We start from the raw sequence: 22,067 nt of genomic DNA, 5'->3' as shown, positions 1-22,067 counted from the left end.
AATGCCCCCTTATACTGGATCGCGCAAAGCGGCGCGGTCCGATTTTTCTGCCGTCGTCGGCTTATTCGAAGTCGGCGCTGGATCAGAAGAATTCTGGCCCGGCCCCGCTTTTCTAATAACCATGCGTGTCGGATCACGCATGTCGATCCTAACCAGACCGTGCCCAAGCATTGGCTGCGCGGCGTTTTTTTGTGCGAAAAGCCTGAGTGCGTCAGCGGGGCCGTCTTCTGGCAGTAGCAACAATTCACCGGTGTCGAATTGCAAATTCCATCGCCTGTTACCAACCCAAATCGCCGCTTGCACTCGAGGGCGTAAAGCTGGGACTGAATTCATAAGCGCCTGGTATGCCGGTTCCTGCTTATTCGCATCAGGCCCAACGACTCTCGGAAGTTCAGGTATAGCGTCTTGTGAAACCTGCTCCAGATAATTGCCGTCACGATCGATCAGGTAGAGTTGATTGTTCGTCTGCCAGACCGCGGCGGGAGTGCGTTCATCAATCCTGATAAACAGCGTGTCGGGCAACCGCCGAGAGACATGCGCATCGAGCACCCAGGGATATTGCATTAGTTTATTGCGCACCGCGTCGAGATCGACCAGCGGCATCGCGCGCGATTTCTGGTCGAGCGCGACGGCATAGACCGTCGTCACGTCCATCCGCTTCACGCCGCGCACCTCGATCTGTTCGACGCGCAGGCCCGCCTTGCCGACCTGTTCGGCGATCGCGGTGCCGACCTTCGCATTCACCCCCGACACGCTGCCGGCGATATAGACACCGCCCAGCACCACGATCACGATCGTCCAGGTCGCGACGCGATGAAGCGCGCCATGGCTGAGCGGGATGCGCGCCATGATGCGGTCGATGATCGACGCCTTCTTCTTGCGGCGCACCACCGCCTTCTGGGTCGGGCGGCCGCGCGTCGGCTTGCGGCTCATGCGCCCCCCTCGCCCAGCGCCTCGTCGATGATGCGCTGGACCAGTTGCGGGTAGGAGATGCCGCGATGCCGCGCCTGTTCGGGGACGAGGCTGAGCGGCGTCATGCCGGGCTGGGTGTTGACCTCGAGCAGGAACAGTCCGTCCTCGCCCCGCTCATCGTCCCAGCGGAAATCGGACCGCGAGCAGCCCTTGCACCCGAGCAGCCGATGCGCCTCCAGCGCGATCCGCTGGCAGGCGGCAGCGATCGTGTCGGGGATCTGCGCGGGGAAGACGTGCTCGGTCATCCCCTCGGTATATTTGGCGTCGTAATCGTACCAGCCCGACTTGGGCTTCAACTCGGTCACGCCGAGCGCTTCGTCGCCCAGCACCGCCGTCGTCAGCTCGCGTCCGCGCACATAGGGCTCGGCGAGCAGTTCCTCGAACTCCTGCCACGGCCCGGCGACGTCGCGGCCGATCGGGTTGCCGTAGTTACCGTCCGCCGTCACGATCGCGACGCCGACCGACGAGCCTTCGTTGACCGGTTTCAGGACGTAGGGCCGCTGGAGCGGATCGCCCGCGAACACGTCCGCCGACTTGACGATGCGGCCGCCGGGCATCGGGATGCCGTGGGGGACGAGCGCGTTCTTCGTCAGCACCTTGTCGATCGCGATGACCGAGGTGACGAGGCCGGAATGCGTGTAGCGCAACCCCATCAGGTCGAGCATGCCCTGCACGCTGCCGTCCTCGCCGGGCGTGCCGTGGAGGGCGTTGAACACGATGTCGGGCTTCGCCTCGGCCAGCCGCGCGGCGACGTCGCGGTCCATGTCGATCGCGGTGACGCGGTGGCCGAGCGTCTCCAGCGCGGCCGCGATCCCGCGCCCGCTCGTCAGCGACACCTCGCGTTCGGCCGACCAGCCGCCCATCAGGACGACGACGTGGAGAGGCGATGTCATCGCTCCCCTCCTGCTTGCGGGAGGGGTTGGGGGAGGGGTTGGGGGTGGGCCTGTGCGAGGTCCACGCCTGACGCGCCCACCCCTAGCCCCTCCCGCAAGCGGGAGGGGAACACCCCCACTCGCTGGATCTCCCATTCCAGCATCACGCCGCTGTCCGCCTTCACCCTGTTGCGCACTTCCTCGCCCAATCCCTCGATATCCGCGCTGCTCGCATCACCCAGGTTGAGGAGGAAATTGCAATGCTTCTCCGATACTTGCGCATCTCCCCGGCGCAAGCCCCGGCACCCCGCCGCGTCGATCAGGCGCCACGCTTTGTCGCCTTCGGGGTTCTTGAAGGTCGATCCGCCGGTCTTCGACCGCAGCGGCTGCGACGCCTCACGCGCGGCGGCGATGCGGTCCATCTCGGCCTGGATCGTCGCGGGCGCCTCCAGATGGCCGCGAAAAGTCGCCGACACGACGATCGCACCTGCCGGCAATTCGCTGTGGCGATAAGTGTAGCCGAGATCGCCGAGCGCCAGAGTGCGCCGCTCGCCCGAGCGCAGCACCACCTCGCACTCGACCAGCACGTCCCTGACCTCTCGCCCGTACGCGCCGCCGTTCATCCGCACGAACCCGCCGACCGTGCCGGGGATCGAGCGCAGGAACTCGACCCCGCCGATCCCGGCGTCTCGCGCCTTCGACGACACGAGGATGCCCGACGCTCCGCCGCCGCACGTGAGCGTGGTGTCGTCGAGTTGCTCGACGCTCGCGAACGCCTTGCCCAGCCGCACCACCACGCCCGGCACGCCGCCGTCGCGGACGATCAGGTTGGAGCCGAGCCCCAGCCCCATCACCGGCACGTCCGGGTCGAGCGCATCGAGGAACGCCGCGAGGTCGTCGGCATCGGCCGGCTCGAACAGCCATTCCGCCGCCCCGCCGCTCTTGAACCACACCAGCGGCGCGAGCGGGGCACCGTGCGTCAACCGGCCACGCACCGCCGGCATGGCCGCGCCGGTCATCGCCGTCACCAGCCCCATAGCTTCAGCCATTGCTTCATCGCCGCGGCATTGGCCTCGGCCGCCTTGCGCCCGGCCTCCTGCATCGACACGAATGCCTGCGCCGCGTTGGTCGCATCCTGCCCGGCCTTCAACGATGCGCGCTGCGCGTCCACCACCTGCTGCTGCCATTTGAGCGATGCGGAGAACCAGTCGGTCATGTCGTCGCGCCCTCGATCCCGGCGGCCAGCCCAGCCGCCCATTTGGTGATGTCGCCCGCCCCCAGGCACACGATCATGTCGCCCGGCTGGATCGCCGGCGCGAGTTCCTTCGCCAGTTCCTCCGCCGACCCGATCGTCGCGGCCGAGCGATGCCCGCGCCGTTTCAACCCGTCGACCAGAGCCTGTGCATCGACGCCCTCGATCGGCTGCTCGCCCGCGGCATAGACCGGCGTCACATAGACCATGTCGGCGTCGTTGAAGGCTTGCTGGAAATCCTCCATCAAATTGCCGAGCCGAGTGTAGCGATGCGGCTGCACCACCGCGATGACACGGTTCGACACGCCCTCGCGCGCCGCCGCCAGCACCGCGCGGATCTCGACGGGGTGGTGGCCGTAATCGTCGATCACGGTCGCGCCGGCGACCTCGCCGACCCGCGTGAAGCGCCGTTTGACCCCGCCGAACTTCTTGAAGCCCTGCTGGATCGTCGCGTCGCTGACGCCGAGCTCGAGCGCGACGCCGATCGCCGACAGCGCGTTCTGGACGTTGTGGCGGCCCGGCATCGGCAGCTCGATATGCTCGATCGATCGCGTCGTGCCGTCGCGCTGGCGGATGATCGCCTCGAACCGGTTTCCACCGGGAATCGGCGTCACGTTGACCCCGCGAATGTCGGCCTGGGTCGAGAAGCCGTAGGTGACGATACGCCGGTCGCGCACGCGCGGCAGGACGGCTTGCACCTCCGGATGATCGAGGCACAGGAACGCCGCGCCGTAGAACGGCACATTCTCGATGAACTGGACGAACGCGTCCTTGATCGCATCGAAGCTGCCGTAATGGTCGAGATGCTCGGGATCGATGTTGGTGACCACCGCCAGCGTGCCGTCGAGCCGCAGGAAACTGCCGTCGCTTTCGTCGGCCTCCACCACCATCCAGTCGCTCGTACCGAGTCGCGCGTTCGATCCGTACTGGTTGATGATGCCGCCGTTGATGACGGTCGGGTCGATTCCGCCCGCGTCGAGCAAAGCCGCGACCATCGACGTCGTCGTGGTCTTGCCATGCGTGCCGGCGACCGCGACGTTCGACTTGAGCCGCATCAGCTCGGCGAGCATTTCGGCGCGGCGCACGACGGGGATGCGGCGTTCGAGCGCGGCCTCGACCTCCGGATTGGCGCGCTTGATCGCGGTGCTGGTTACCACCACCGCGGCGTCGCCGAGATTGTCCGCCGCGTGGCCGATCTTCACGTCGATGCCGAGGTCGCGCAGCCCCTGCACGACATAGCCTTCCGCGACGTCCGATCCCTGCACCTTGTAGCCGAGATTGTGCATCACCTCGGCGATGCCCGACATGCCGATGCCGCCGATCCCGACGAAATGGATCGCGCCAATGTCCGTCTTGAGGCCGGTCATGCGAACGCGGCCTCCCCGCCGGGCGATGCGAGTTGCGCCGGCCCGACCGGTACGTCGGCGGGCGGGCGGTCGAGGTCTTCGACCAGATCAGCCAGGTCGCGCGCGGCGTCGGGATGCCCGCACGACCGCGCCCGCGCCGCCGCGTTCGCCAGCGCCTCCGGATCGAGGCCGAGCCGCTGCATCTGCTTGGCGAGTTCGGCCGGCGTGAAATGCGATTGCTTGATGACGCGCGCCCCGCCTGCCGCGACGATCTCGCGAGCATTGTCGGTCTGGTGGTCATCGGTCGCGGTCGGCAGCGGAACCAGGATCGCGGGACGCCCGGCGGCGGTCAGTTCGGCGACGGTCGAGGCGCCCGCACGCGCGATCACCAAATGCGCCCAGGCGAGATGCTCGGGCAGGTCGGGCAGATACGTCGCGAGGTCGGCGGCGATCGACAGCTCCGCATACTTGGCGCGCGCGCGATCGATATCCTCGACCCGCGCCTGGTGCGTCACCTGCAACCGGCGGCGAAAGCTGACCGGCAGCATCGCGAGCCCATCGGGCACGACCTGGCTCAACACGCTCGCGCCCTGGCTGCCGCCCGTCACAAGCACGCGGAAGATGCCGTCCTCCTCCAGCAGCGGATAGGGCTTGTCGCGCAGGGCGAGCACTTCTTCGCGCACCGGATTGCCGGTCAGCCGGACCTTGCGGCGGTGGCGAGTGGCGAGCCGCGCGACCTCCCTGTACGACGTCGCGATCGCATCGACACGGCCGGCGACCAATCGGTTGACGCGGCCGAGCACCGCGTTCTGCTCGTGCACCGCCGCCGGCACGCCGCGATTGAACGCCGCGAGCAACGCGGGCAGCGCGGGATAGCCGCCGAAGCCGATCACCGCAGCGGGCTGCAATTCCTTGTACAGCGCGATCGCCTGCGTCCGCCCGGCCCACATCGCGCGGCCGGCACGCAGCCAGCCGATCGGTCCGCCCTGCATCCGCCCGGCGGGCAGCACATGCGTCTCGACGCCGTCGAACAGGCCCGGGAAACGCACGCCGCGCTCGTCGCTAATGAGCGCGACGCGGTGGCCGCGCCGCTTCAGTTCCTCGGCCAGGGCAGCGGCGGGGACCATGTGTCCGCCGGTCCCGCCCGCGGCCAGCACGAACTGCCGCACTCTCGTCATTCGCCGCTCCATTTCACGACATAGGGTGAGCGGAGCACAAACGGGTTCCGGCGCGTGAATGCAAGCAGCAACCCCATGCCCGCCGACAGCGCGATCATCGACGAGCCGCCATAGCTGATGAACGGCATCGTCATGCCCTTGGACGGGGCGAGCCCGGTATTTACCGCCATCGAGATCAGCGCCTGCACCCCGAACTGGATCGCGAGCCCGGCGGCGGCGAGCAGGCGGAAATCGTCCTGCTCGTCGAGCAGTTTCACGAACACGCGCACCACGATCGCCAGGAAGATCACCGCGACGATGCCGCACGCGATCAGCCCGAACTCCTCGCCGATCACCGAGAAGATGTAGTCGGTATGCGCCTCCGGCAGGCGGAACTTCATCTGGCCGCCGCCCGGCCCCGTACCGAGCCAGCCGCCCGCGGTCAGCGTCGCGCGCGCGGCGTTGACCTGGAAATGCTCGGCCGGGTCGGTCGTGGTCGGGAACAGGAACGCGTCGATCCGCGTCCGTGCGGTCGAATAGAAGATATAGGCCGACAACAGCCCGACCGGCACCGCGCCCATCAGCAACCCGATCATCCGTGCCGACGCGCCGGAGATCAGCAGTAACGCGAACCACACCGTGCAGAACAGCACGGTCTGCCCGAAATCGGGCTGCAACATCAGCAGCATCGCGACGATCGCGGTCAGCACGCCGGTCAACGCGCCGACGATCGCCGGCGACAGCCCCTCCTTGTTCTTTAGCGACAACAGCCAGGCGACGGCGACGATGAAGCACGGTTTCAGGAACTCGGACGGCTGGAACTGCGCCACACCGACCCCCAGCCAGCGCCGCGCGCCGTTGACGGTCACGCCGGCGACCGGGACCAGCGCCAGCATCACCAGGAATCCCGCACACCCGATCAGCGCCATCCGCCGCGCGCGATCGGCGGGCAGCATCGACACCACGAACAGCACCGGCAGCGACACACCGACCCACATCAGTTGGCGCCAGAAATAATAGAGCGGCGCCATTTTGTGCGTCGTGTCCGAGTAACGCTGCGCCGTCGCCGGGGACGCCGCCGCCACCGCGACCAGTCCGATCGCGATCAGGAACAAGGTCAGGATCAGCAACAGCCAGTCGATGTCCCAGAACCACGCGCCCAGCGCCGAGCGATCGGCGCGTCCTCCACGCCGCGCGACTCGCGTCAGCAGCCCGTCCCGCTGCGGCATCGCATTCATGCCAGTGCCTCGACCAGGCCGCGGAACGTGTCGCCGCGATCCTCGTAATCGCGAAACTGGTCGAACGACGCGCAGGCCGGCGACAGCAGCACGGTGTCGCCCGCGACCGCCGCCGCCCGCGCCGCGTGGACGGCCTCCGCCAGCGTCCCGCAATCAGCGACGGGCATCTCCGCGCTCAGCAGGTCGCGGAGCATCGGCCCGGCCTCGCCGATCGTATAGGCCGCACGGACATGGCCGAACGACGGGCGGCACGCATCGAGGTCGTGCGTCTTGGCCTGGCCGCCCAGGATCCAGTGGATGCGATCGAACGCGGCGAGCGCGGGCGCGGTCGAATCCGGATTGGTCGCCTTGCTGTCGTTCACGTACGCGACGCCGTCGACCGTGCCGACACGCTCCATCCGGTGCGGCAGGCCGCGGAACGTCTCCAGCCCGTCGTCGATCGCCACTTCGCGAATGTCGAGCGCGTGGCACGCGGCGATCGCGGCCAGCGCGTTCTGCGCGTTGTGCGGCCCCTGCAACGACGGCCAGCGCGACTGGTCCATGCACACGCCCGGCGCGATCTTGTGGAGATGCTCGCCCCGCGCCGACAGGCTCCGCGCGATCGCCGCCGACGCCGCATCGCCGATCCCGATCACGGCGTCATGGGCGGCCGATTGCATCGCGAACAGCCGCGCCTTGGACGCGGCATAGCCCGCGAACCCGTCGTAGCGGTCGAGATGGTCGGGCGTGATGTTGAGCAGCACCGCGACGTCGCAATCGAGGCTCTGCGTCAGGTCGATCTGGTAGCTCGACAGTTCGAGCACATAGATACCGCCCGCCGGGAGCGGCTCCTCGCCCAGGATTGGTAACCCGATATTGCCGCCCAGCCGCGCCGGGATGCCGTCGGCCACGACGATATGGTGGATCAGCGCGGTGGTGGTCGACTTGCCGTTGGTGCCGGTGACGCCGACGACGCGGTGCGGCGGCAGGTGCGCGCGCGCCTGCGCGAACAGTTCGATGTCGCCGATGATCGGCACGCCCGCCGCTTGCGCCTTCGCGGCGATCGGATGGCGGTTGAGCGGCACGCCGGGCGAAACGACGATGCCAGCGAACCCGGTGAGGTCGATCTCGAGCGGGTCGGCGAATGACAACATCACGGTGTCGAGCGTGTGCGACAGCGTCTGGACTTCGTCGACCAGCGCTTCGCGCGCTTGCGTCTTCGAATCCCACGCTACGACCTCCGCCCCGCTCGCCAGCAACGCGCGCACGGTCGCTGCGCCCGAGCGTGCCAGCCCGAGCACGGCATAGCGTTGGCCGCGCCAGTCGGGGTTCGTAATCACCTCGCCGTGCTCCCACACGGGCGGGAGTCCAGGGCTACAAGGACCATCGCCTGTGGCTCTGGATCCCCGCTTTCGCGGGGATGCGTTGGAAAAGATGCTCGCATCTTTTTCAACGCAGCTTCAGCGTCGACAGGCCGGCCAGCGCCAGCACCAGCGCGACGATCCAGAACCGAACGACGACGGTCGATTCCGCCCAGCCGAGCTGTTCGAAATGATGATGGATCGGCGCCATCTTGAACACGCGCCGCCCGGTCCGCTTGTACCAGAACACCTGGATGATGACGCTCAAGGCCTCGACCACGAACAGGCCTCCGACGATCCCCAGCACGATCTCGTGATGCGCGGTCACCGCGATCGCGCCGAGCGCGCCGCCCAGCGCCAGACTGCCGGTATCGCCCATGAACACCGCCGCCGGCGGCGCGTTGAACCACAAGAACGCGAGGCCCGCCCCGATCATCGCGCCGCAGAAGATGGCGAGGTCGCCGACCCGCGGGATGTGCGGGATGCCCAGATAATCGGCGAACTTCACGTTGCCGGCCAGATAGACGATAATCATCAGCGTCACGCTGGCGATGATGACCGGCATCGACGCGAGCCCGTCGAGCCCGTCGGTCAGGTTCACCGCATTGCCGAACCCGACGATCGTGAACGCCGCGAATGCGACGTACCACCAGCCGAGGTCGATCACGCGCCCGTTGTAGAACGGCAAATAGAGCTGCGTCCCGTTCTTGGCATTGGTGTGGATGATGATCGTGCTGGCGATCCCGGCGATGACGAACTCGCCGAGCAGCCGCACGCGCCCGGACACGCCCGCCGTGCTGGCTTTGCGCACCTTGTCGTAATCGTCGAGGAACCCGATCGTGCCGAACCCCAGCGTCACGAACAGGCACGCCCAGACATAAGGGTTCGACAGGTCCATCCACAGCAGGATCGACGCCGTCAGGCTGGTCAGGATCATCAGCCCGCCCATCGTCGGCGTGCCGCGTTTCGACAGATGCGATTGCGGGCCGTCGGTACGGATCGGCTGCCCCTTGCCCTGCCGCACGCGCAGCCAGCCGATGAACTTCGGCCCGATGATGAGCCCGATCAGCAGCGCCGTCGCCACCGCCGCGCCCGTGCGGAACGTCTGGTAGCGGATGAGGTTGAGCCCATGGGCGAACCCCAATTGCGCGGCGATCCAGTAGAGCATTACGTCTTCCCGCCTCCGAGCGCGGCGACCACCGCCGACAACCCGACCCCGTTCGAGCCTTTGATGAGGACCGCATCGCCCGCGCGGAGCGTCGCCGTCAGGCGATCGCGCGCGGCGGCGGCGTCGGCGACATGCATGATTTCGACCCGCCCCTCAAGCGCGCGGGCGAGCGGCGCCATCGACTCGCCGACAAGGATGACCGTTTCGACGTTCGCGGCTATCACCGGGTCGGCGAGGTCGGCGTGAAACCGGGCGCTTCCTTCGCCCAATTCGCCCATCGCACCCAGCACGGCGACCTTACGGTCGGCGGGTTCCTGCGCCAGTACCGCCAGCGTTGCGCGCATCGACGAAGGATTCGCGTTATAGCTTTCATCCAGAATCAACGCCTTGCCGCCGCCGGGCAACTCGACGTCAAACCGCGCACCTCGCCCGGGCAGGCCGCCGAGCTCGGCCAGAGCCAACCCTGCCAACGCCACATCTGCGCCGACCGCCTCGACAGCCGCGAGCACAGCCAACGAATTGGCGACGTGATGCGCGCCGGGTAACCCCACCGTGAAACTGAGTTCTCGCGTCATGAGTTTGGCCGTCACGAACGTGCCGCCGGATTGCACACGCATCGCCTCGAGCACGCGCACGTCGGCGCCCTCGCCGCTGCCGAACGTGACGATATGATCGGCATATTGTCGAGCGGCGGCGGCCAATCGGTCTCGATGAGGGCTGTCGAACGGGATGATTGCAGTACCCCCCGGTTCGAGCCCCTGGAAGATTTCCGCCTTCGCGTCGGCGATCGCGGATTCGTCGCGAAAAAATTCGAGGTGCACCGACGCGACGTTGGTCACGATCGCGACGTGCGGGCGGACCAGCGTCGTCAGGTGCGCGAGTTCGCCGGGATGGTTCATCCCCATCTCGAACACGCCGTAATCGACGTCGGCGGGCATCCGCGCGAGGCTGAGCGGCACGCCGGTGTGGTTGTTGTAGCTCTTGACCGAGCGGTGCGCGCGGCGCGACGGTGAGCGATCGAGCGCGGCGAACAGTGCTTCCTTCGTGCCCGTCTTCCCCGCCGACCCAGTGACGCCGATGAGCCGCGCCTCGGTCCGCGCGCGCGACGCTTTCGCCAGCGCCTCCAGGCCGGCAAAGGTGTCGGCGACCTTCACAGTCGGATGCGTGCTCGGCTGACTGACCAGCGCCCCGGCCGCGCCGCGTTCGAACGCCTGGTCGAGGAAGCGATGCCCGTCGGTGCTTTCACCGGTCAGCGCGACGAACAGGTCACCCGGCCCGACCTCGCGCGAATCGAACGTGACCCCCGAAACATCGAACGCCGCCGAAGCGGCGCCGCCGGTCGCCTCGGCGACGGCAGCGGAGGTCCAGAGAGCGGTCATAGCCTCTCCCCTGAAGGGGAGGGGCTTAAGAAGGAGAATGTCGCCCCCCTCACGCCGCAGCCTCGCGCGCGACGCTGACATCGTCGAACGGCAGCACGAGGTCGCCGACGATCTGGCCCTGCTCGTGCCCTTTGCCCGCCACCAGCACGATGTCCTCCGGCCCGGCGATTGCGACCGCCTCGCTGATCGCGCGGCGGCGGTCGCCGATCTCAGTTGCGCCGGGCGCGCCGCGCATCACCGCGGCGCGGATCGCGGCGGGGTCCTCGCTGCGGGGGTTGTCGTCGGTCACGATCACCATGTCGGCCTGGCGGATCGCGATCTCGCCCATCAGCTCGCGCTTGCCGTGGTCGCGGTCGCCGCCCGCGCCGAACACGACGATCAGCCGCCCGGCCGTATGGGGCTTCAACGCCGCGATCGCCGCCTCCAGCGCGTCGGGCGTGTGCGCGTAATCGACATAGACCGGCGCACCCGCGCGATTGATGACCGCGCGTTCCAGCCGCCCGCGAACCGGCTGCAACCGCGCGAGATTCTGGATCGTCTGCGCGACGTCGCCGCCCGTCGCGATCACCAGCCCCGCTGCCGTCAGCGCGTTGGCCGCCTGATACGCGCCGATAAGCGGCAGCATGACCGTGTGCTCGCGACCCTCGGCCTCGATCGTCAGCCCCTGCCCGAGCAAGGTCGGGTCGCGCCCAACCAGCTTCAGCGCCCCGCCGCGCTCGCCGACGGTGATGAGCCGCTGCCGCCGGGCATGCGCCAGATCGACCACCCGCGCAGCCTGCGGATCGTCGGCCCACACCACGGCGGTGCCGTCATCGGCCAGCACTTCGGAGAACAGGCGCAGCTTGGCGGTCAGGTAGCTCGCCATGTCGCCATGATAATCGAGATGGTCGCGGCTGAGGTTGGTGAAGGCGGCGGCCGATACCTTCAGCCCCTCGGTGCGGTATTGGGACAAACCGTGGCTTGACGCTTCGAACGCGACATGGCTGACGCCTTCGCGCGCGAGGCCCGCGACGTTCGAAAGGAAGGTGACGACGTCCGGCGTGGTCAGCCCGGTCGAGACGCTGTCGTCCGACGTGGTGACGCCCAACGTGCCGATCGACGCGGCGTGGAAGCCCGCCATCCGCCACAACTGGCGCGTCATCTCGACGGTCGAGGTCTTGCCGTTGGTGCCGGTGACCGCCACCACCGTCGCCGGGAACGGCGCGAAGAATTGCGCGGCGAGTTGCGCGAACCGCTCGCGCGGGTTGGCGGCGGCGATGTGCAGCGCTCCGTCCACCGTCGCGCCGGGCCGCGCCACCACCGCGATAGCGCCGGCGGCGACGGCGGCGGGAATGAAGTCCTCGCCATTGACCCGCACGCCCTCGAACGCGCCGAAGATCGTGCCGGGCGCGACTTTCCGATGATCGATCGCGAAGCCGGTAACGCTGGCGTCGCCACCGCCGGTCACAGGCTGCGCGAGCTTCATTCGGGGTCCACCTTCGCCTGGGTCTGCTCGCCGGGACGATGCCAGATCAGCGGCAGCAGCTCGCTGACGTCGATGTCGCGGCTGGCGTCGGGCATAACGCCCAGCAGCGGGCCGGCACGCGTGATGAACCGGCTGACCACCGGAGCGGAAGTATAAGCGGCGGTCGTCACCGCGGCGACGGGCGAGTCGAGCATCACGATCACCACATAGCGCGGTGCGTCCATCGGGAAAGCCGCCGCGAACGTTGATACGTTGGTATGCTTCGAATAGCCGCCGCCCGACGCGACTTCGGCAGTGCCGGTCTTGCCGCCGACGCGGTAGCCGGGAACGTCGACCGCGCGACCGGTCCCCTCGGTCACCACCAGCCGCAGCAACTGGCGCATGCGATCGCTGGTCGCCTGACTGATGACGCGGCGACCGGGCACCGCGGTCGGATCGGCGACCTTGATGAGCGTGGCGGGATGCCACACGCCGCCATTGACCAGCGCGGCATAGGCCGCCGCCAGGTGCAGCGGCGTCACCGCGATGCCGTGGCCGAACGCGCTGGTCATCGTCGTCACGCGGCTGAACTTCTGCGGAAACAGCGTGCGACCGCGCGCGGGCAGTTCGAACGGCATCGGCTGGTCGAAACCCATCAGGCGGAACATCCGCGCCAGCTTGTCGCCGCCCATCTCGTCGGCGATCCGCGCGGTCGCGATGTTGGACGAGTGGATCAGCGTCTCCGGAATGTCGAGCCAGCGGTTCTGGCCGTCATGGTCGTGGATCTTGAACCCGTCGATCTGGAGCGGCTGAGTCGCATCGAACCGGCGCGCCATCGAGGTCACGGTGCCGCTGTCGATCGCCGCGGCCATCGTGATCGGCTTGAACGTCGAGCCGAGCTCGTAGGCCGCGGTCGTCACACGGTTGTAGAACGGCCCGGGCAGCTGCTTGCCCTTGGCATCGAGCTGCGGCGCGGGCGCGGCACCCGGATTGTTGGGGTTGAAGGTCGGGAACGACGCCAGCGCCATGATCTCGCCGGTGCGCACGTCGAGCACGACACCCGCCCCGCCCTTCGCCTTGAAGCCGGTGACGGCCTGGCCGAGCTCGTTCTCCAGTGCCGACTGCACGCGAACGTCGACCGACAGCGCGATCGGGCGGCCGGTCGCGGTCGGGTTGGTCAGCTGCTTCTCCCGCGCGCGCTCCATCCCGCTCGCGCCGTGGCCCGCCATGTCGAGGAAGCCGAGCACCGGCGCCGCCAGTTCCGCCTGCGGGTAGAGCCGTTGCGCCTCGCGCTCGAACACGATGCCGGGCTCGCCGATCGCGTTGACGTCGGTGACCAGCGTCGCCGAGGCGTTACGCTCGAGATAGGCGAAATTCTTGGCCGTGAGCTGGCCGTAGATCTTGCCCTCGTCGACGCCCAGGATACCCGCCAGCCGCTGCGCGACCTCGCGCTTGTCGCCCAGGATCTGCTCGGGATGCACGCCGATCGCCCAGGCGTCGATGGTCCGCGCGAGCGGCGCACCGTTGCGATCGACGATATCGCCGCGCGCGCCCCTCGCCAGCAACGTCGTCGCCGACGCGGGATTGGCGAATACCGCGTAGAAGGTCAGCTTGCCGATCACCAGCACGACGGCCGCGCAATACAGCAGCATCATAATCATCAGCCGCCGTTGCGCGGTGGCGCGCTCGGCGGCTCGATCATCGGCAAGGCGGCGCGGCGCCAGCGGCCGCGCGAGCATCGCGGTCATGTCAGCGAGTCTCGTCGGCGCGGACGCGGCGCATCAGGTCGCCGAGCGACGAGCCACCGACGCGGCGATCAAGCAACGCCACCTGGGTCCGGGGCTTCGCGGACGGCTTCGGCGCGGCGGTCTTGAGTGACGCGGTTTGCAGCTTCGCCGGCTTGTCGATCGCCTTGGCCGGCGTGGCCTTCACCGGCAACGTGGTCGGGCCGACCGAGGCCGGGATCGTCTCGATCACCGCCGGCGGAGTCGGCGCGCTGGGGATCACCGCGGCGGCGGTCTGCATGCCGCCGGTCTGCGGCATCGCCGGGGCCGGGCCATCGACCAGCATCGCGAGTTGCGCGTCGTTGCGGGCATATTGCGTCGCGGTCGGCGCCGACAGCTTCAGCGTCTCGCCGTTCCAGCGTTGCAGCTGGGCGAGGTTGGCGCGCGTGTCGAATTCGGTCTCCAGCGCGCGGATGTCGCGCTGCGTCCGCGCGATCTCGCGCTCGACCGCCTTCAGGTGATTGCGCTCGGCAGCGACGCGCGACGACATCAGGTAACAGCCGAGGATCACCCCGACGCACACCACAAACCAACCGAACCAGCGGAATCGACTGACCACCACCATCACGCGTCTCCCCCTGCCCTCACCCACGGTGCCGCCGCGGTGCGCCGCGCCGTCCGCAACGTCGCCGACCGCGCCCGCGGGTTGGCGGCGATTTCACCCTCGCCGGCGCGCACCGCGCGACCGACCGCTTCGAAACTGGAGGCCGCCGGCGCGACCGTCGGCGGCAGATGCCGCGACCCTGCCGGCGCGCCGCCCGAGCGCGTCCGCAGGAACTGCTTGACCAGCCGGTCCTCCAGGCTGTGGAACGTCACCACCGCCAGCCGCCCGCCGGGCTTCAGCACGCGCTCCGCCGCCGCCAGTCCTTCGACCAGCTCGTCCAGTTCGCGGTTCACGTGGATGCGGATCGCCTGGAAGGTCCGCGTCGCCGGATCCTTCTTCATCGACGGATTGTAGCCGAGCGCCTTGCGCACCACGCCCGCCAGCTGCGCGGTGGTCGCCAGTGGGCGCGCCGCGACGATCGCGCGCGCGATGCGGCGGCTCTTGGGTTCGTCGCCATAGCGATAGATGACGTCGGCGATATCGGCTTCGTCGGCGGTGTTGAGGAAGTCCGCCGCGCTCTCGCCCGCTTGGCGCATGCGCATGTCGAGCGGACCGTCCGCCTGGAACGAGAAGCCGCGCTCGGCCTGGTCGAGCTGCATCGACGATACGCCGATGTCCATGACCACGCCGTCGACGCCGGCGACATCGCGCGCGGTGAGTTCCGCCGCCATGGTCGAGAACGGCGCCTCGACCAGAGTCAGCCGGTCGTTCGCCGCCGCCATGGCGCGGCCCGCATCGGCCGCGTCAGGGTCCTGGTCGAACGCGATCACGACGGCGCCGGCGGCCAGGATCGCCCTAGTATAGCCGCCGGCGCCGAAGGTGGCGTCGACCATGAGCTCGCCCGGGGTGGGGTGGAGAGCGTCGACGACCTCTTTGAGGAGGACCGGAACATGGGGGGCGGAGGGGGTCATGCCAACCCCTTCTCGGCCATGATCCGGCGGCAGGCGTTCTTGACGACCGGCAGCACCGACGCGTCATCGGCGGCGAGCAGGGTCGCGGGATCCCAGATCTCGAAATGGTTGATCGAGCCGTAGAAGAAGGCGTGCTTCTTGATGCCGACCTCGTCCTTCATCCAGTTGACCAGGACGGCGCGGCCGGTCGAATCGAACCCGACCGGCTCGGCACCGCCGGCGATCGCGCGGAGCGTGTTGAAGCGCGAGCCGCCGGCATTTTCGGTCGCGGCGGTCGCCATCTCGTTCTCGATCCAGCTGCGGTCGAATGCGATCAGGCACGGCGATTCGGGATGCTGGCCGATCATGACGGACGGGCCGGATTTCAGGTCGCCGGGATCGGTGTTGGCGATTACCGCATCGCGGAACTTCGCGGGGATGGAGACGCGGTTCTTGTCATCGACAAGCTGCAGCGCCGTTCCCATGTAGATCCCGCGACCCGCCACGCCTCGACCCCAAAAACGCGCGTCTTCTCGCTCGGCGAAACGACCCTCGCCGCTCCGTCGCCACCGAATGATTCGGCAAAAATTGACGCCCCAAATCCTCGCCGATCGGGATACCAACGACGCGCATGGGATTCAATGGTAATCTTTGGGATTTTATGGGTCAGTCTGATCGATCAGCGACTAACTTATTGATTATGAAGGATAACAGGGATTGGCATTCGACCAAAGTCGATTGCTGCCGAATGACAGAGAAAGCTGTAATTTCAGTAACTTGACCCGACCGTGCCCAAGCCGTGGGGGATTTTCCCACGCTCAATGCGCTGCGGGCGTCGGGGAGGTCGCGGGGGCGATGCCGATTTGGGCCAGCGGCTCGCCGGTCGGGGCATCGGACGGCGCGACCGAATTGGACAGGTTGGCGGCGACGTCGGCGCGCGGCGCGCCGATCGCGGTCGCCGGTTTCTCCCGGCTGACCACCCCGAATATCGTCGTTGCCATACCGATCAGCAGCAGGATCGCGGCAAGGCCGAAGACCCCCACTCTCACTCGCTGCGCCGTCTGGGCTGGATCGCGCGTCCCGATCTTCATTGCGACGCTATATAGCGTTTATTGCACGGTTTGTCGACAACGGCCGGAGCGGGCTGTCCGACAGGTCATTGCGCATTGGTCGTTACGGTGGTGGTCGCGTTGTCGGCTCCGGTGATCGCGTCGGGCGCCGGCGCCTCGACCAGCGGCGACGGCGTGGCGCTCGGGGTCGCGGTCGGTTCGCTGCCGACGATCGTGCCGACCGCCGTGGTCCGGACCGAGCCGGCGGAGTTTTCGCCGACCGGATCGCTGCTCTTGCCACAGGCCGCCAGCACCAGCAGCGCGACCGCTGTCCCGCACGTCGTTCGCTTCATCCGCACCCTCCGCTCGACCCCGAGCATAGCGTGTCGCCGCCGCCACTCAAGTTGCACCGTCGCGCGTCGCCCGATACGCCGCGTTTGTGCCCCCCGCCCCGCCCGATATCCGCAAGCGATCGTTCGCGCCGGTGGTCGATGCGGCGACCCGGCTGCTGATCTGCGGCAGCCTGCCCGGCGAGCGCAGCCTGGCGGCGGGGCGCTATTACGCGCACCCGCAGAACCAGTTCTGGCAATTGCTGTCGCCGGTCGCCGGCACGGACCTTGTGGCGCTCGACTACGACGCGCGGCTGGCGGCGCTGCTCACCGCCAAGATCGGCCTGTGGGACGTCGTCGCCAGCGCCGCGCGCACTGGCAGCAGCGACGCCGCCATCCGCGATCCCGCCGCCAACGACCTGCCCGCGCTCGCCGCCACCCTGCCCGATCTGCGTGCGATCGCGTTCAACGGCGGCACCGCGGCGGCGATCGGCCTGCGTCAGATGCGCGCGGCCGGCCTCGACCGCATCGACCTGATCGCCCTTCCGTCGAGCAGCCCGCTCCACACGATCGGCCTCGCCGCGAAACGACCCGCATGGGATGCTCTGCGTACAACTCTCGGCGAAGACAGGCGAACGACGGGATTTCCCCAAGCACCACAATGATGTAGAACAATTCGACGTCGGGGGGCGGCGGGCATATGTCGGACATTCGCATAGACTATCGGCAACCGAGCGCCGATCTCGCGGAACACTTCTCGTTCTTCTACACTGTCAGCCAGAGCGGCGGCCTTTTCGAAGCGGTCGACCGCGCCGACTTCGCGCAGTTCCGCTTCGTCCTGCGCGGCGATACCGGCACCTATCGCTTCGTCGACGGGACTGCGCAGACGATGCCCGATATCTACGTCCTCGGCCCGACCACCGGCTCGTCGCAGATCCGCGGCGAGGGCGTGATCGACGTGATCGGGGTCGGGCTGATGCCGGAGGGCTGGGCCAGCCTGGTGCCGATGGACGCGTCGGCCGCCGCCAATCGCGCGTTCGACGCCCGCGACCTATTCGGCGACATCGTCGTCGAGACGCAGGCGGCATTGCGCGCGACCGCCGATTTCGACGCGCGCATCGCGATCTTCCAGGCGATGCTGGTCACGCTGATGGAGCGGCGGCACGCACCCTATCACGCGTTCGTCCGGCTGGTGAACGACTGGCTGGCCGACGCGTCGGTGCCCGATGTCGACGTGCTGGTCGCGCGCAGCGGCCTGTCGGCGCGGCAGGTCCAGCGCAGTTGCAAACGCTATTTCGGATCCCCGCCCAAGCTCCTCGCGCGCAAATATCGCGCGCTGCGCGCCGCCGTCGCGCTGACGCTGCGCGACGACGATCTCGACCAGCTCCTTGCCGACGGCTTCTACGACCAGTCGCACCTGACGCGCGAGCTCAAGCATTTCACCGGCATGACGCCCGGCGAGTATGGCGAGCAGCCGACCGAACTGAACCGCGAGATCGCCAAGCGCATCGCGCTCGAACGCGCCAACCCGATGCCGCGTGCGGGGATCATCACCTGAGCTGGCGGCGGCGCCATGTTCTGTTAATGTTCCGAAATGCAGTCGTTATGTGCCGAGTCGATCCCCCTCAGCCACGACGGCGCTGCGAATGCCATCGTCCACGACCTGACCCTGCCCCCGCGACCGCTGCGCTGGCTGTTCCTCGACCTCAACTCCTATTTCGCCAGCGTCGAGCAGCAGCTCGATCCAGCCTTGCGCGGCAAGCCGGTGATCGTGGCACCGGTCGGCTCCGACACCACGGTCGCGATCGCCGCCTCGGTCGAGGCCAAGCGCTACGGCATTTCGACCGGCACCCCGGTGTGGGAGGCGAAAAGGTTGTGCCGCGAGCTGCTGATCGCCCCTGCACAGCACCAGCGTTATGTCGAGTTCCACGACGCGATCGTCGCCGAGATCTGGCGGCATGTACCCGTTACCAGGGTTTGTTCGATCGACGAAGTCGCCTGCCGTCTGCTCGACAATGAGAACTCACGGCAAGCGGCCGTCGCGCTGGCCAAGCGGATCAAGGCGGGCATCCGCGCCAATGTCGGCGCGTGCCTGACCTCCTCGGTCGGGATCGCGCCGAACCGCCTGCTCGCGAAGCTGGCGTCGGACCTGCAGAAACCCGATGGCCTGGTCGTGTTCGCCGCCGAGGACCTGCCTCACCGCCTCTACGACCTGAAGCTGCGCGACATCAGCGGGATCGGCGCGAAGATGGAAAGGCGACTGGCGCGCGACGGCGTCAACGACATCCGCCAACTGTGCGAACGCCGCCCGCGCGATGCCGGCACGGCATGGGGCGGAACCAATGGCGACCGGCTCTGGTACCTGCTCCACGGCGTCGATCTCAGCGACAAGCCGACGCAGACGCGATCGATCGGCCACAGCCACGTATTGTCGCCCAACAAGCGCGGGCTGGAGCCGGTGCGGCTGACCGCGCGCCGCCTCGCGCTCAAAGCGGCCAGCCGGCTGCGGCGCAAGGGCTATGTCAGCCGCCAGCTGGTGCTCCACGTCCGGTTCGAGGATGACAAGACGGTGTGGCAGACCAGCCGCGCGGTCGCGGCGACGCAGGACAGTTTCCAGCTGCTTGGCGCGCTCGACGCGCTGTTCCCGCGCCTCGCGGCGGAAGGGCGGCGGCGGCACGGCAGCTTGCGTGTGCGGATGGTCGGGGTGACGCTGACCGCGCTCGCGCCGATCGCGGGGGAGCAGGGCTCGCTGTTCGCGCGCCTCGATCCCGACGACCCGCTGGCGCGCGAGACGCGCGGGCTGGCGCTCAGCCGCGCGATGGATCGCCTGAACGAGCGGTTCGGCCGCCACGCCGTCTCGCTCGGGCCCTTCCATGGCGGGCGGATCGACCGCGTCGGGACCAAGATCGCGTTCGGCCGCATCCCCGATCTCGACGAGTTTCACGAATGACCGCGGGAACCGGCTGATCCATGTGACATTGTGCCTTGACCTCCCCTTCCCGCTAGGCAAAGGCGCGCCCGCTATGAAGACCCCCCTTCTCTCCGCAACCACCGTCGCGCTGCTCGCGCTGACGGCCTGTCAGTCCAAGACCGCCACCACGGTCGATAACGCAACCACCACCAACACCACCACAACCGAGACGAAGAAGCCGATCGTCCTGCCGCCGTCGATCAAGTCGGAAGCGACCTATCGCTGCCACGGCGACAACAGCCTGGTCCATGTGACCTTCTACAGCGACGACAAGAGCGCCAGCGTGCAGTCGCCGCCGGGCTCGCAGCCGGTCGCGCTGGCCGCCGACGCCGCCGGCAAGCCGCTGACCGCCACCGGCGGCTGGTCGCTGACCGGCGATGCCAAGACGATCAAGCTGACGCGCCCGGGCAAGGACGCGATGAGCTGCGACAAATAACAAAAACCCATAACGGCACGGCCCGCGGCAACGCGGGCCGTTGCATCCCCGGCTTGATCTGGGGCAAGTGGCCGACATGGCCACGATCTCGATCTACAGTCTGAAAGGCGGCGTCGGAAAGACGACGCTGGCGGTCAACCTGGCCTGGGCGGCCGCCGCGCAATCGGCGCGCCGCACCCTGCTCTGGGATTTCGACCCGCAGGCGGCGAGCAGCTTCCTGCTGGCGCGCAAGGCGCCGAAGGGCGAGGCGCTGGCGATCTTTTCGAAGGATGTCGGCCCCGACAAACTGATCCGTCCGACCGCGACGCCGGGGCTCGACCTGATTCCCGCCGACGCATCGCTGCGCGAGCTCGATCTGCTGTTCCACCAACTCGACAAGAAGAAGCGGCTGGCGAAGCTGCTCGAGGACCTGACCGGCGAGTATGACCGCATCCTGCTCGACTGCCCGCCCGGCCTGACCGAAACCAACAAGCAGGCGATGCGCGCCGCCGACCTGATCGTCGTGCCGGTGATCCCCTCGCCCCTGTCGCGTCGCGCGTTCGAGGAGCTGATCGGCTATCTCGGCACGACCAAGCGCGTGCTGCCGGTCCACGTCATGGTCGATCGCCGCCGCAAGCTGCACGGCGACGTGGTCGATGCCGAGCCCGGCTGGCCCGCCATCCCGATGGCGAGTGTGATCGAACAGATGGGTGTCCGCCGCGCCCCCGTCGGCGTCTTCGCCCCGCGCTCGCCGGCGGCGGAGGCGTTCGCGGGGTTGTGGCGCGCGGTGGAGCAGTGGCTGGCGTGAGATCGTCTCCCCAAGCCTTAGATGCCACCCCGGCGAAAGCCGGGGCCCAGTTGGGAAGGTGGTGGTAACGGAGCGCAGCGCTCTTTAATGGCGTCACCCACCTGGGCCCCGGCTTTCGCCGGGGTGGGAAGTAAAAACAAGGCAAGGCCGCAGATCGCGATAAGCCGGCCGCCCCTCACCCAGCCGTCACCCTGAACTTGTTTCACGGTCCACCGTGCCCCACACAACGACTCGCGTTATTGCGCGGCGGATGCCGAAACGCGTTCGGCATGACGGAGGTTTGGCGATCGTGATGCGGCACCTGCCCGAACCGTCCTACGAAGTGCTCGACGCCGACCGCGTGCTGGTCGCCTATGCCGCCGGCGTGTTCCCGATGGCGGACGCGCGCGATGCCGCCGGGGTCTATTGGGTCGAGCCGCACCGCCGCGCGATCCTGCCGCTCGACGGTTTCCACCTCTCCCGCTCGCTCCGCAAGACGATCGCGAGCGACCGTTTCCGCGTCACCGCCGACACGACATTCGAACGGGTCGTCGCGCTGTGTGCCGAAAGCGCCGGCGATCGCCCGGAAACGTGGATCAACGCCACGATCGAGCGCGTCTTCGCGACCCTCCACGCGCGTGGCCATGCCCATTCGGTCGAATGCTGGGACGGCGAACGGCTGGTCGGCGGGCTGTACGGCCTGGCGCTCGGGCAAGCGTTCTTCGGCGAATCGATGGTCAGCCGCGCGACCGACGCGTCGAAGGTCGCGCTCGCCTGGCTGGTCGCACGGCTCCGCGTCGGGGGTTTCCGCCTGCTCGATTGCCAGTTCATGACCGATCACCTCGCCTCGCTCGGCGCGGTCGAGATCAGCCGGCGCGATTACGTCGCGTTGCTGGGCGCGGCACTCGGTTCGCTCGGCGCGGCATCGTCGGTCGCCGCCGTCCCGGCCGTAGGCGACTTCGGCGCGCTCGATCGCCTGGCCCCGCTCGCCGCCGCAGCCGCCGCCGACACCGTGTCCGGCCCGCCGGTGGGGAAGGACATCGTACAGCTCTTGACCCAGACGTCGTAGA

23 protein-coding genes are annotated in these 22,067 nt (G+C 68.3%); 6 read left to right on the top strand and 17 right to left on the bottom strand.

What is annotated here, in order from left to right; genetic code table 11:
* Positions 1-9 precede the first annotated feature (9 nt).
* The 17 genes from J0I47_RS08995 to J0I47_RS08915 all read right to left on the bottom strand — a co-directional run bounded on the left by J0I47_RS08995 (position 10) and on the right by J0I47_RS08915 (position 16,848).
* Positions 10-933, bottom strand: a complete 924-nt coding sequence (locus J0I47_RS08995) for a cell division protein FtsQ/DivIB (protein ID WP_294046512.1) — start codon at positions 931-933, stop codon at positions 10-12.
* A complete protein-coding gene (locus J0I47_RS08990) occupies positions 930-1,865 on the bottom strand; it encodes a D-alanine--D-alanine ligase (RefSeq protein ID WP_294046510.1) in 936 nt (311 codons plus the stop codon). The genes J0I47_RS08995 and J0I47_RS08990 overlap by 4 nt, the downstream gene beginning before the upstream one ends.
* Entirely contained in the window at positions 1,862-2,893 is a 1,032-nt protein-coding gene (gene murB, locus J0I47_RS08985) for a UDP-N-acetylmuramate dehydrogenase (protein WP_294046508.1), read from the bottom strand. Before murB ends, J0I47_RS08990 begins: the two co-directional genes overlap by 4 nt.
* A complete protein-coding gene (locus J0I47_RS08980) occupies positions 2,869-3,060 on the bottom strand; it encodes a hypothetical protein (protein WP_294046506.1) in 192 nt (63 codons plus the stop codon). Before J0I47_RS08980 ends, murB begins: the two co-directional genes overlap by 25 nt.
* Positions 3,057-4,463, bottom strand: coding sequence for a UDP-N-acetylmuramate--L-alanine ligase (gene murC, locus J0I47_RS08975; RefSeq protein ID WP_294046504.1), 1,407 nt, complete (start codon positions 4,461-4,463; stop codon positions 3,057-3,059). The genes J0I47_RS08980 and murC overlap by 4 nt, the downstream gene beginning before the upstream one ends.
* Positions 4,460-5,620 carry an undecaprenyldiphospho-muramoylpentapeptide beta-N-acetylglucosaminyltransferase gene (murG, locus tag J0I47_RS08970; RefSeq protein WP_294046503.1) on the bottom strand — a complete coding sequence of 387 codons (1,161 nt, stop codon included), beginning with the start codon at positions 5,618-5,620 and terminating at the stop codon, positions 4,460-4,462. Before murG ends, murC begins: the two co-directional genes overlap by 4 nt.
* Positions 5,617-6,828: a putative peptidoglycan glycosyltransferase FtsW gene (locus tag J0I47_RS08965; RefSeq protein ID WP_294046719.1), complete on the bottom strand. Its 1,212-nt coding sequence runs from the start codon at positions 6,826-6,828 to the stop codon at positions 5,617-5,619. The genes murG and J0I47_RS08965 overlap by 4 nt, the downstream gene beginning before the upstream one ends.
* Before the next feature lie 5 nt (positions 6,829-6,833).
* The gene (gene murD, locus J0I47_RS08960; protein ID WP_294046501.1) at positions 6,834-8,156 is read right to left on the bottom strand and encodes a UDP-N-acetylmuramoyl-L-alanine--D-glutamate ligase; all 1,323 of its coding nucleotides are present in this window, start codon (positions 8,154-8,156) and stop codon (positions 6,834-6,836) included.
* A gap of 109 nt (positions 8,157-8,265) precedes the next feature.
* The gene (mraY, locus tag J0I47_RS08955; protein WP_294046499.1) at positions 8,266-9,345 is read right to left on the bottom strand and encodes a phospho-N-acetylmuramoyl-pentapeptide-transferase; all 1,080 of its coding nucleotides are present in this window, start codon (positions 9,343-9,345) and stop codon (positions 8,266-8,268) included.
* Positions 9,345-10,724: a UDP-N-acetylmuramoyl-tripeptide--D-alanyl-D-alanine ligase gene (murF, locus tag J0I47_RS08950; RefSeq protein ID WP_294046497.1), complete on the bottom strand. Its 1,380-nt coding sequence runs from the start codon at positions 10,722-10,724 to the stop codon at positions 9,345-9,347. Before murF ends, mraY begins: the two co-directional genes overlap by 1 nt.
* Before the next feature lie 49 nt (positions 10,725-10,773).
* Positions 10,774-12,189: a UDP-N-acetylmuramoyl-L-alanyl-D-glutamate--2,6-diaminopimelate ligase gene (locus tag J0I47_RS08945; RefSeq protein WP_294046495.1), complete on the bottom strand. Its 1,416-nt coding sequence runs from the start codon at positions 12,187-12,189 to the stop codon at positions 10,774-10,776.
* Positions 12,186-13,916 (bottom strand): penicillin-binding protein 2, encoded by a 1,731-nt coding sequence (locus tag J0I47_RS08940; protein WP_294046494.1) that lies wholly within the window; start codon positions 13,914-13,916, stop codon positions 12,186-12,188. The genes J0I47_RS08945 and J0I47_RS08940 overlap by 4 nt, the downstream gene beginning before the upstream one ends.
* Position 13,917: 1 nt before the next feature.
* Positions 13,918-14,517 (bottom strand): hypothetical protein, encoded by a 600-nt coding sequence (locus J0I47_RS08935; RefSeq protein ID WP_294046492.1) that lies wholly within the window; start codon positions 14,515-14,517, stop codon positions 13,918-13,920.
* Positions 14,517-15,467, bottom strand: a complete 951-nt coding sequence (rsmH, locus tag J0I47_RS08930) for a 16S rRNA (cytosine(1402)-N(4))-methyltransferase RsmH (protein ID WP_294046491.1) — start codon at positions 15,465-15,467, stop codon at positions 14,517-14,519. The genes J0I47_RS08935 and rsmH overlap by 1 nt, the downstream gene beginning before the upstream one ends.
* Positions 15,464-15,931: a division/cell wall cluster transcriptional repressor MraZ gene (locus J0I47_RS08925; protein WP_294046489.1), complete on the bottom strand. Its 468-nt coding sequence runs from the start codon at positions 15,929-15,931 to the stop codon at positions 15,464-15,466. Before J0I47_RS08925 ends, rsmH begins: the two co-directional genes overlap by 4 nt.
* Positions 15,932-16,264: 333 nt before the next feature.
* The gene (locus tag J0I47_RS08920) at positions 16,265-16,537 is read right to left on the bottom strand and encodes a hypothetical protein (protein ID WP_294046487.1); all 273 of its coding nucleotides are present in this window, start codon (positions 16,535-16,537) and stop codon (positions 16,265-16,267) included.
* A 65-nt stretch (positions 16,538-16,602) separates the two neighbouring features.
* On the bottom strand, positions 16,603-16,848 hold the full coding sequence (locus J0I47_RS08915) for a hypothetical protein (RefSeq protein WP_294046486.1): 246 nt from the start codon (positions 16,846-16,848) through the stop codon (positions 16,603-16,605).
* 86 nt (positions 16,849-16,934) lie between these two features.
* Here J0I47_RS08915 and J0I47_RS08910 point away from each other — a divergent pair, with 86 nt between their 5' ends.
* From J0I47_RS08910 to aat, 6 genes are all read left to right on the top strand, one after another.
* Entirely contained in the window at positions 16,935-17,489 is a 555-nt protein-coding gene (locus J0I47_RS08910) for a DNA-deoxyinosine glycosylase (protein WP_294046484.1), read from the top strand.
* Between the two features lie 35 nt (positions 17,490-17,524).
* Entirely contained in the window at positions 17,525-18,382 is an 858-nt protein-coding gene (locus tag J0I47_RS08905; protein ID WP_294046482.1) for a helix-turn-helix domain-containing protein, read from the top strand.
* Between the two features lie 36 nt (positions 18,383-18,418).
* Entirely contained in the window at positions 18,419-19,774 is a 1,356-nt protein-coding gene (locus tag J0I47_RS08900) for a DNA polymerase IV (RefSeq protein WP_294046480.1), read from the top strand.
* A gap of 73 nt (positions 19,775-19,847) precedes the next feature.
* Positions 19,848-20,231: a hypothetical protein gene (locus tag J0I47_RS08895; protein WP_294046479.1), complete on the top strand. Its 384-nt coding sequence runs from the start codon at positions 19,848-19,850 to the stop codon at positions 20,229-20,231.
* 76 nt (positions 20,232-20,307) lie between these two features.
* A complete protein-coding gene (locus tag J0I47_RS08890; protein WP_294046717.1) occupies positions 20,308-21,018 on the top strand; it encodes a ParA family protein in 711 nt (236 codons plus the stop codon).
* Between the two features lie 292 nt (positions 21,019-21,310).
* Positions 21,311-22,066: a leucyl/phenylalanyl-tRNA--protein transferase gene (gene aat / locus J0I47_RS08885; RefSeq protein WP_294046716.1), complete on the top strand. Its 756-nt coding sequence runs from the start codon at positions 21,311-21,313 to the stop codon at positions 22,064-22,066.
* Position 22,067: the final 1 nt, after the last annotated feature.

It is taken from the genome of Sphingomonas sp. (genome assembly GCF_017304635.1).
GTDB lineage: Bacteria > Pseudomonadota > Alphaproteobacteria > Sphingomonadales > Sphingomonadaceae > Sphingomonas.
This window is presented reverse-complemented; position numbering and strand designations above follow the sequence as displayed.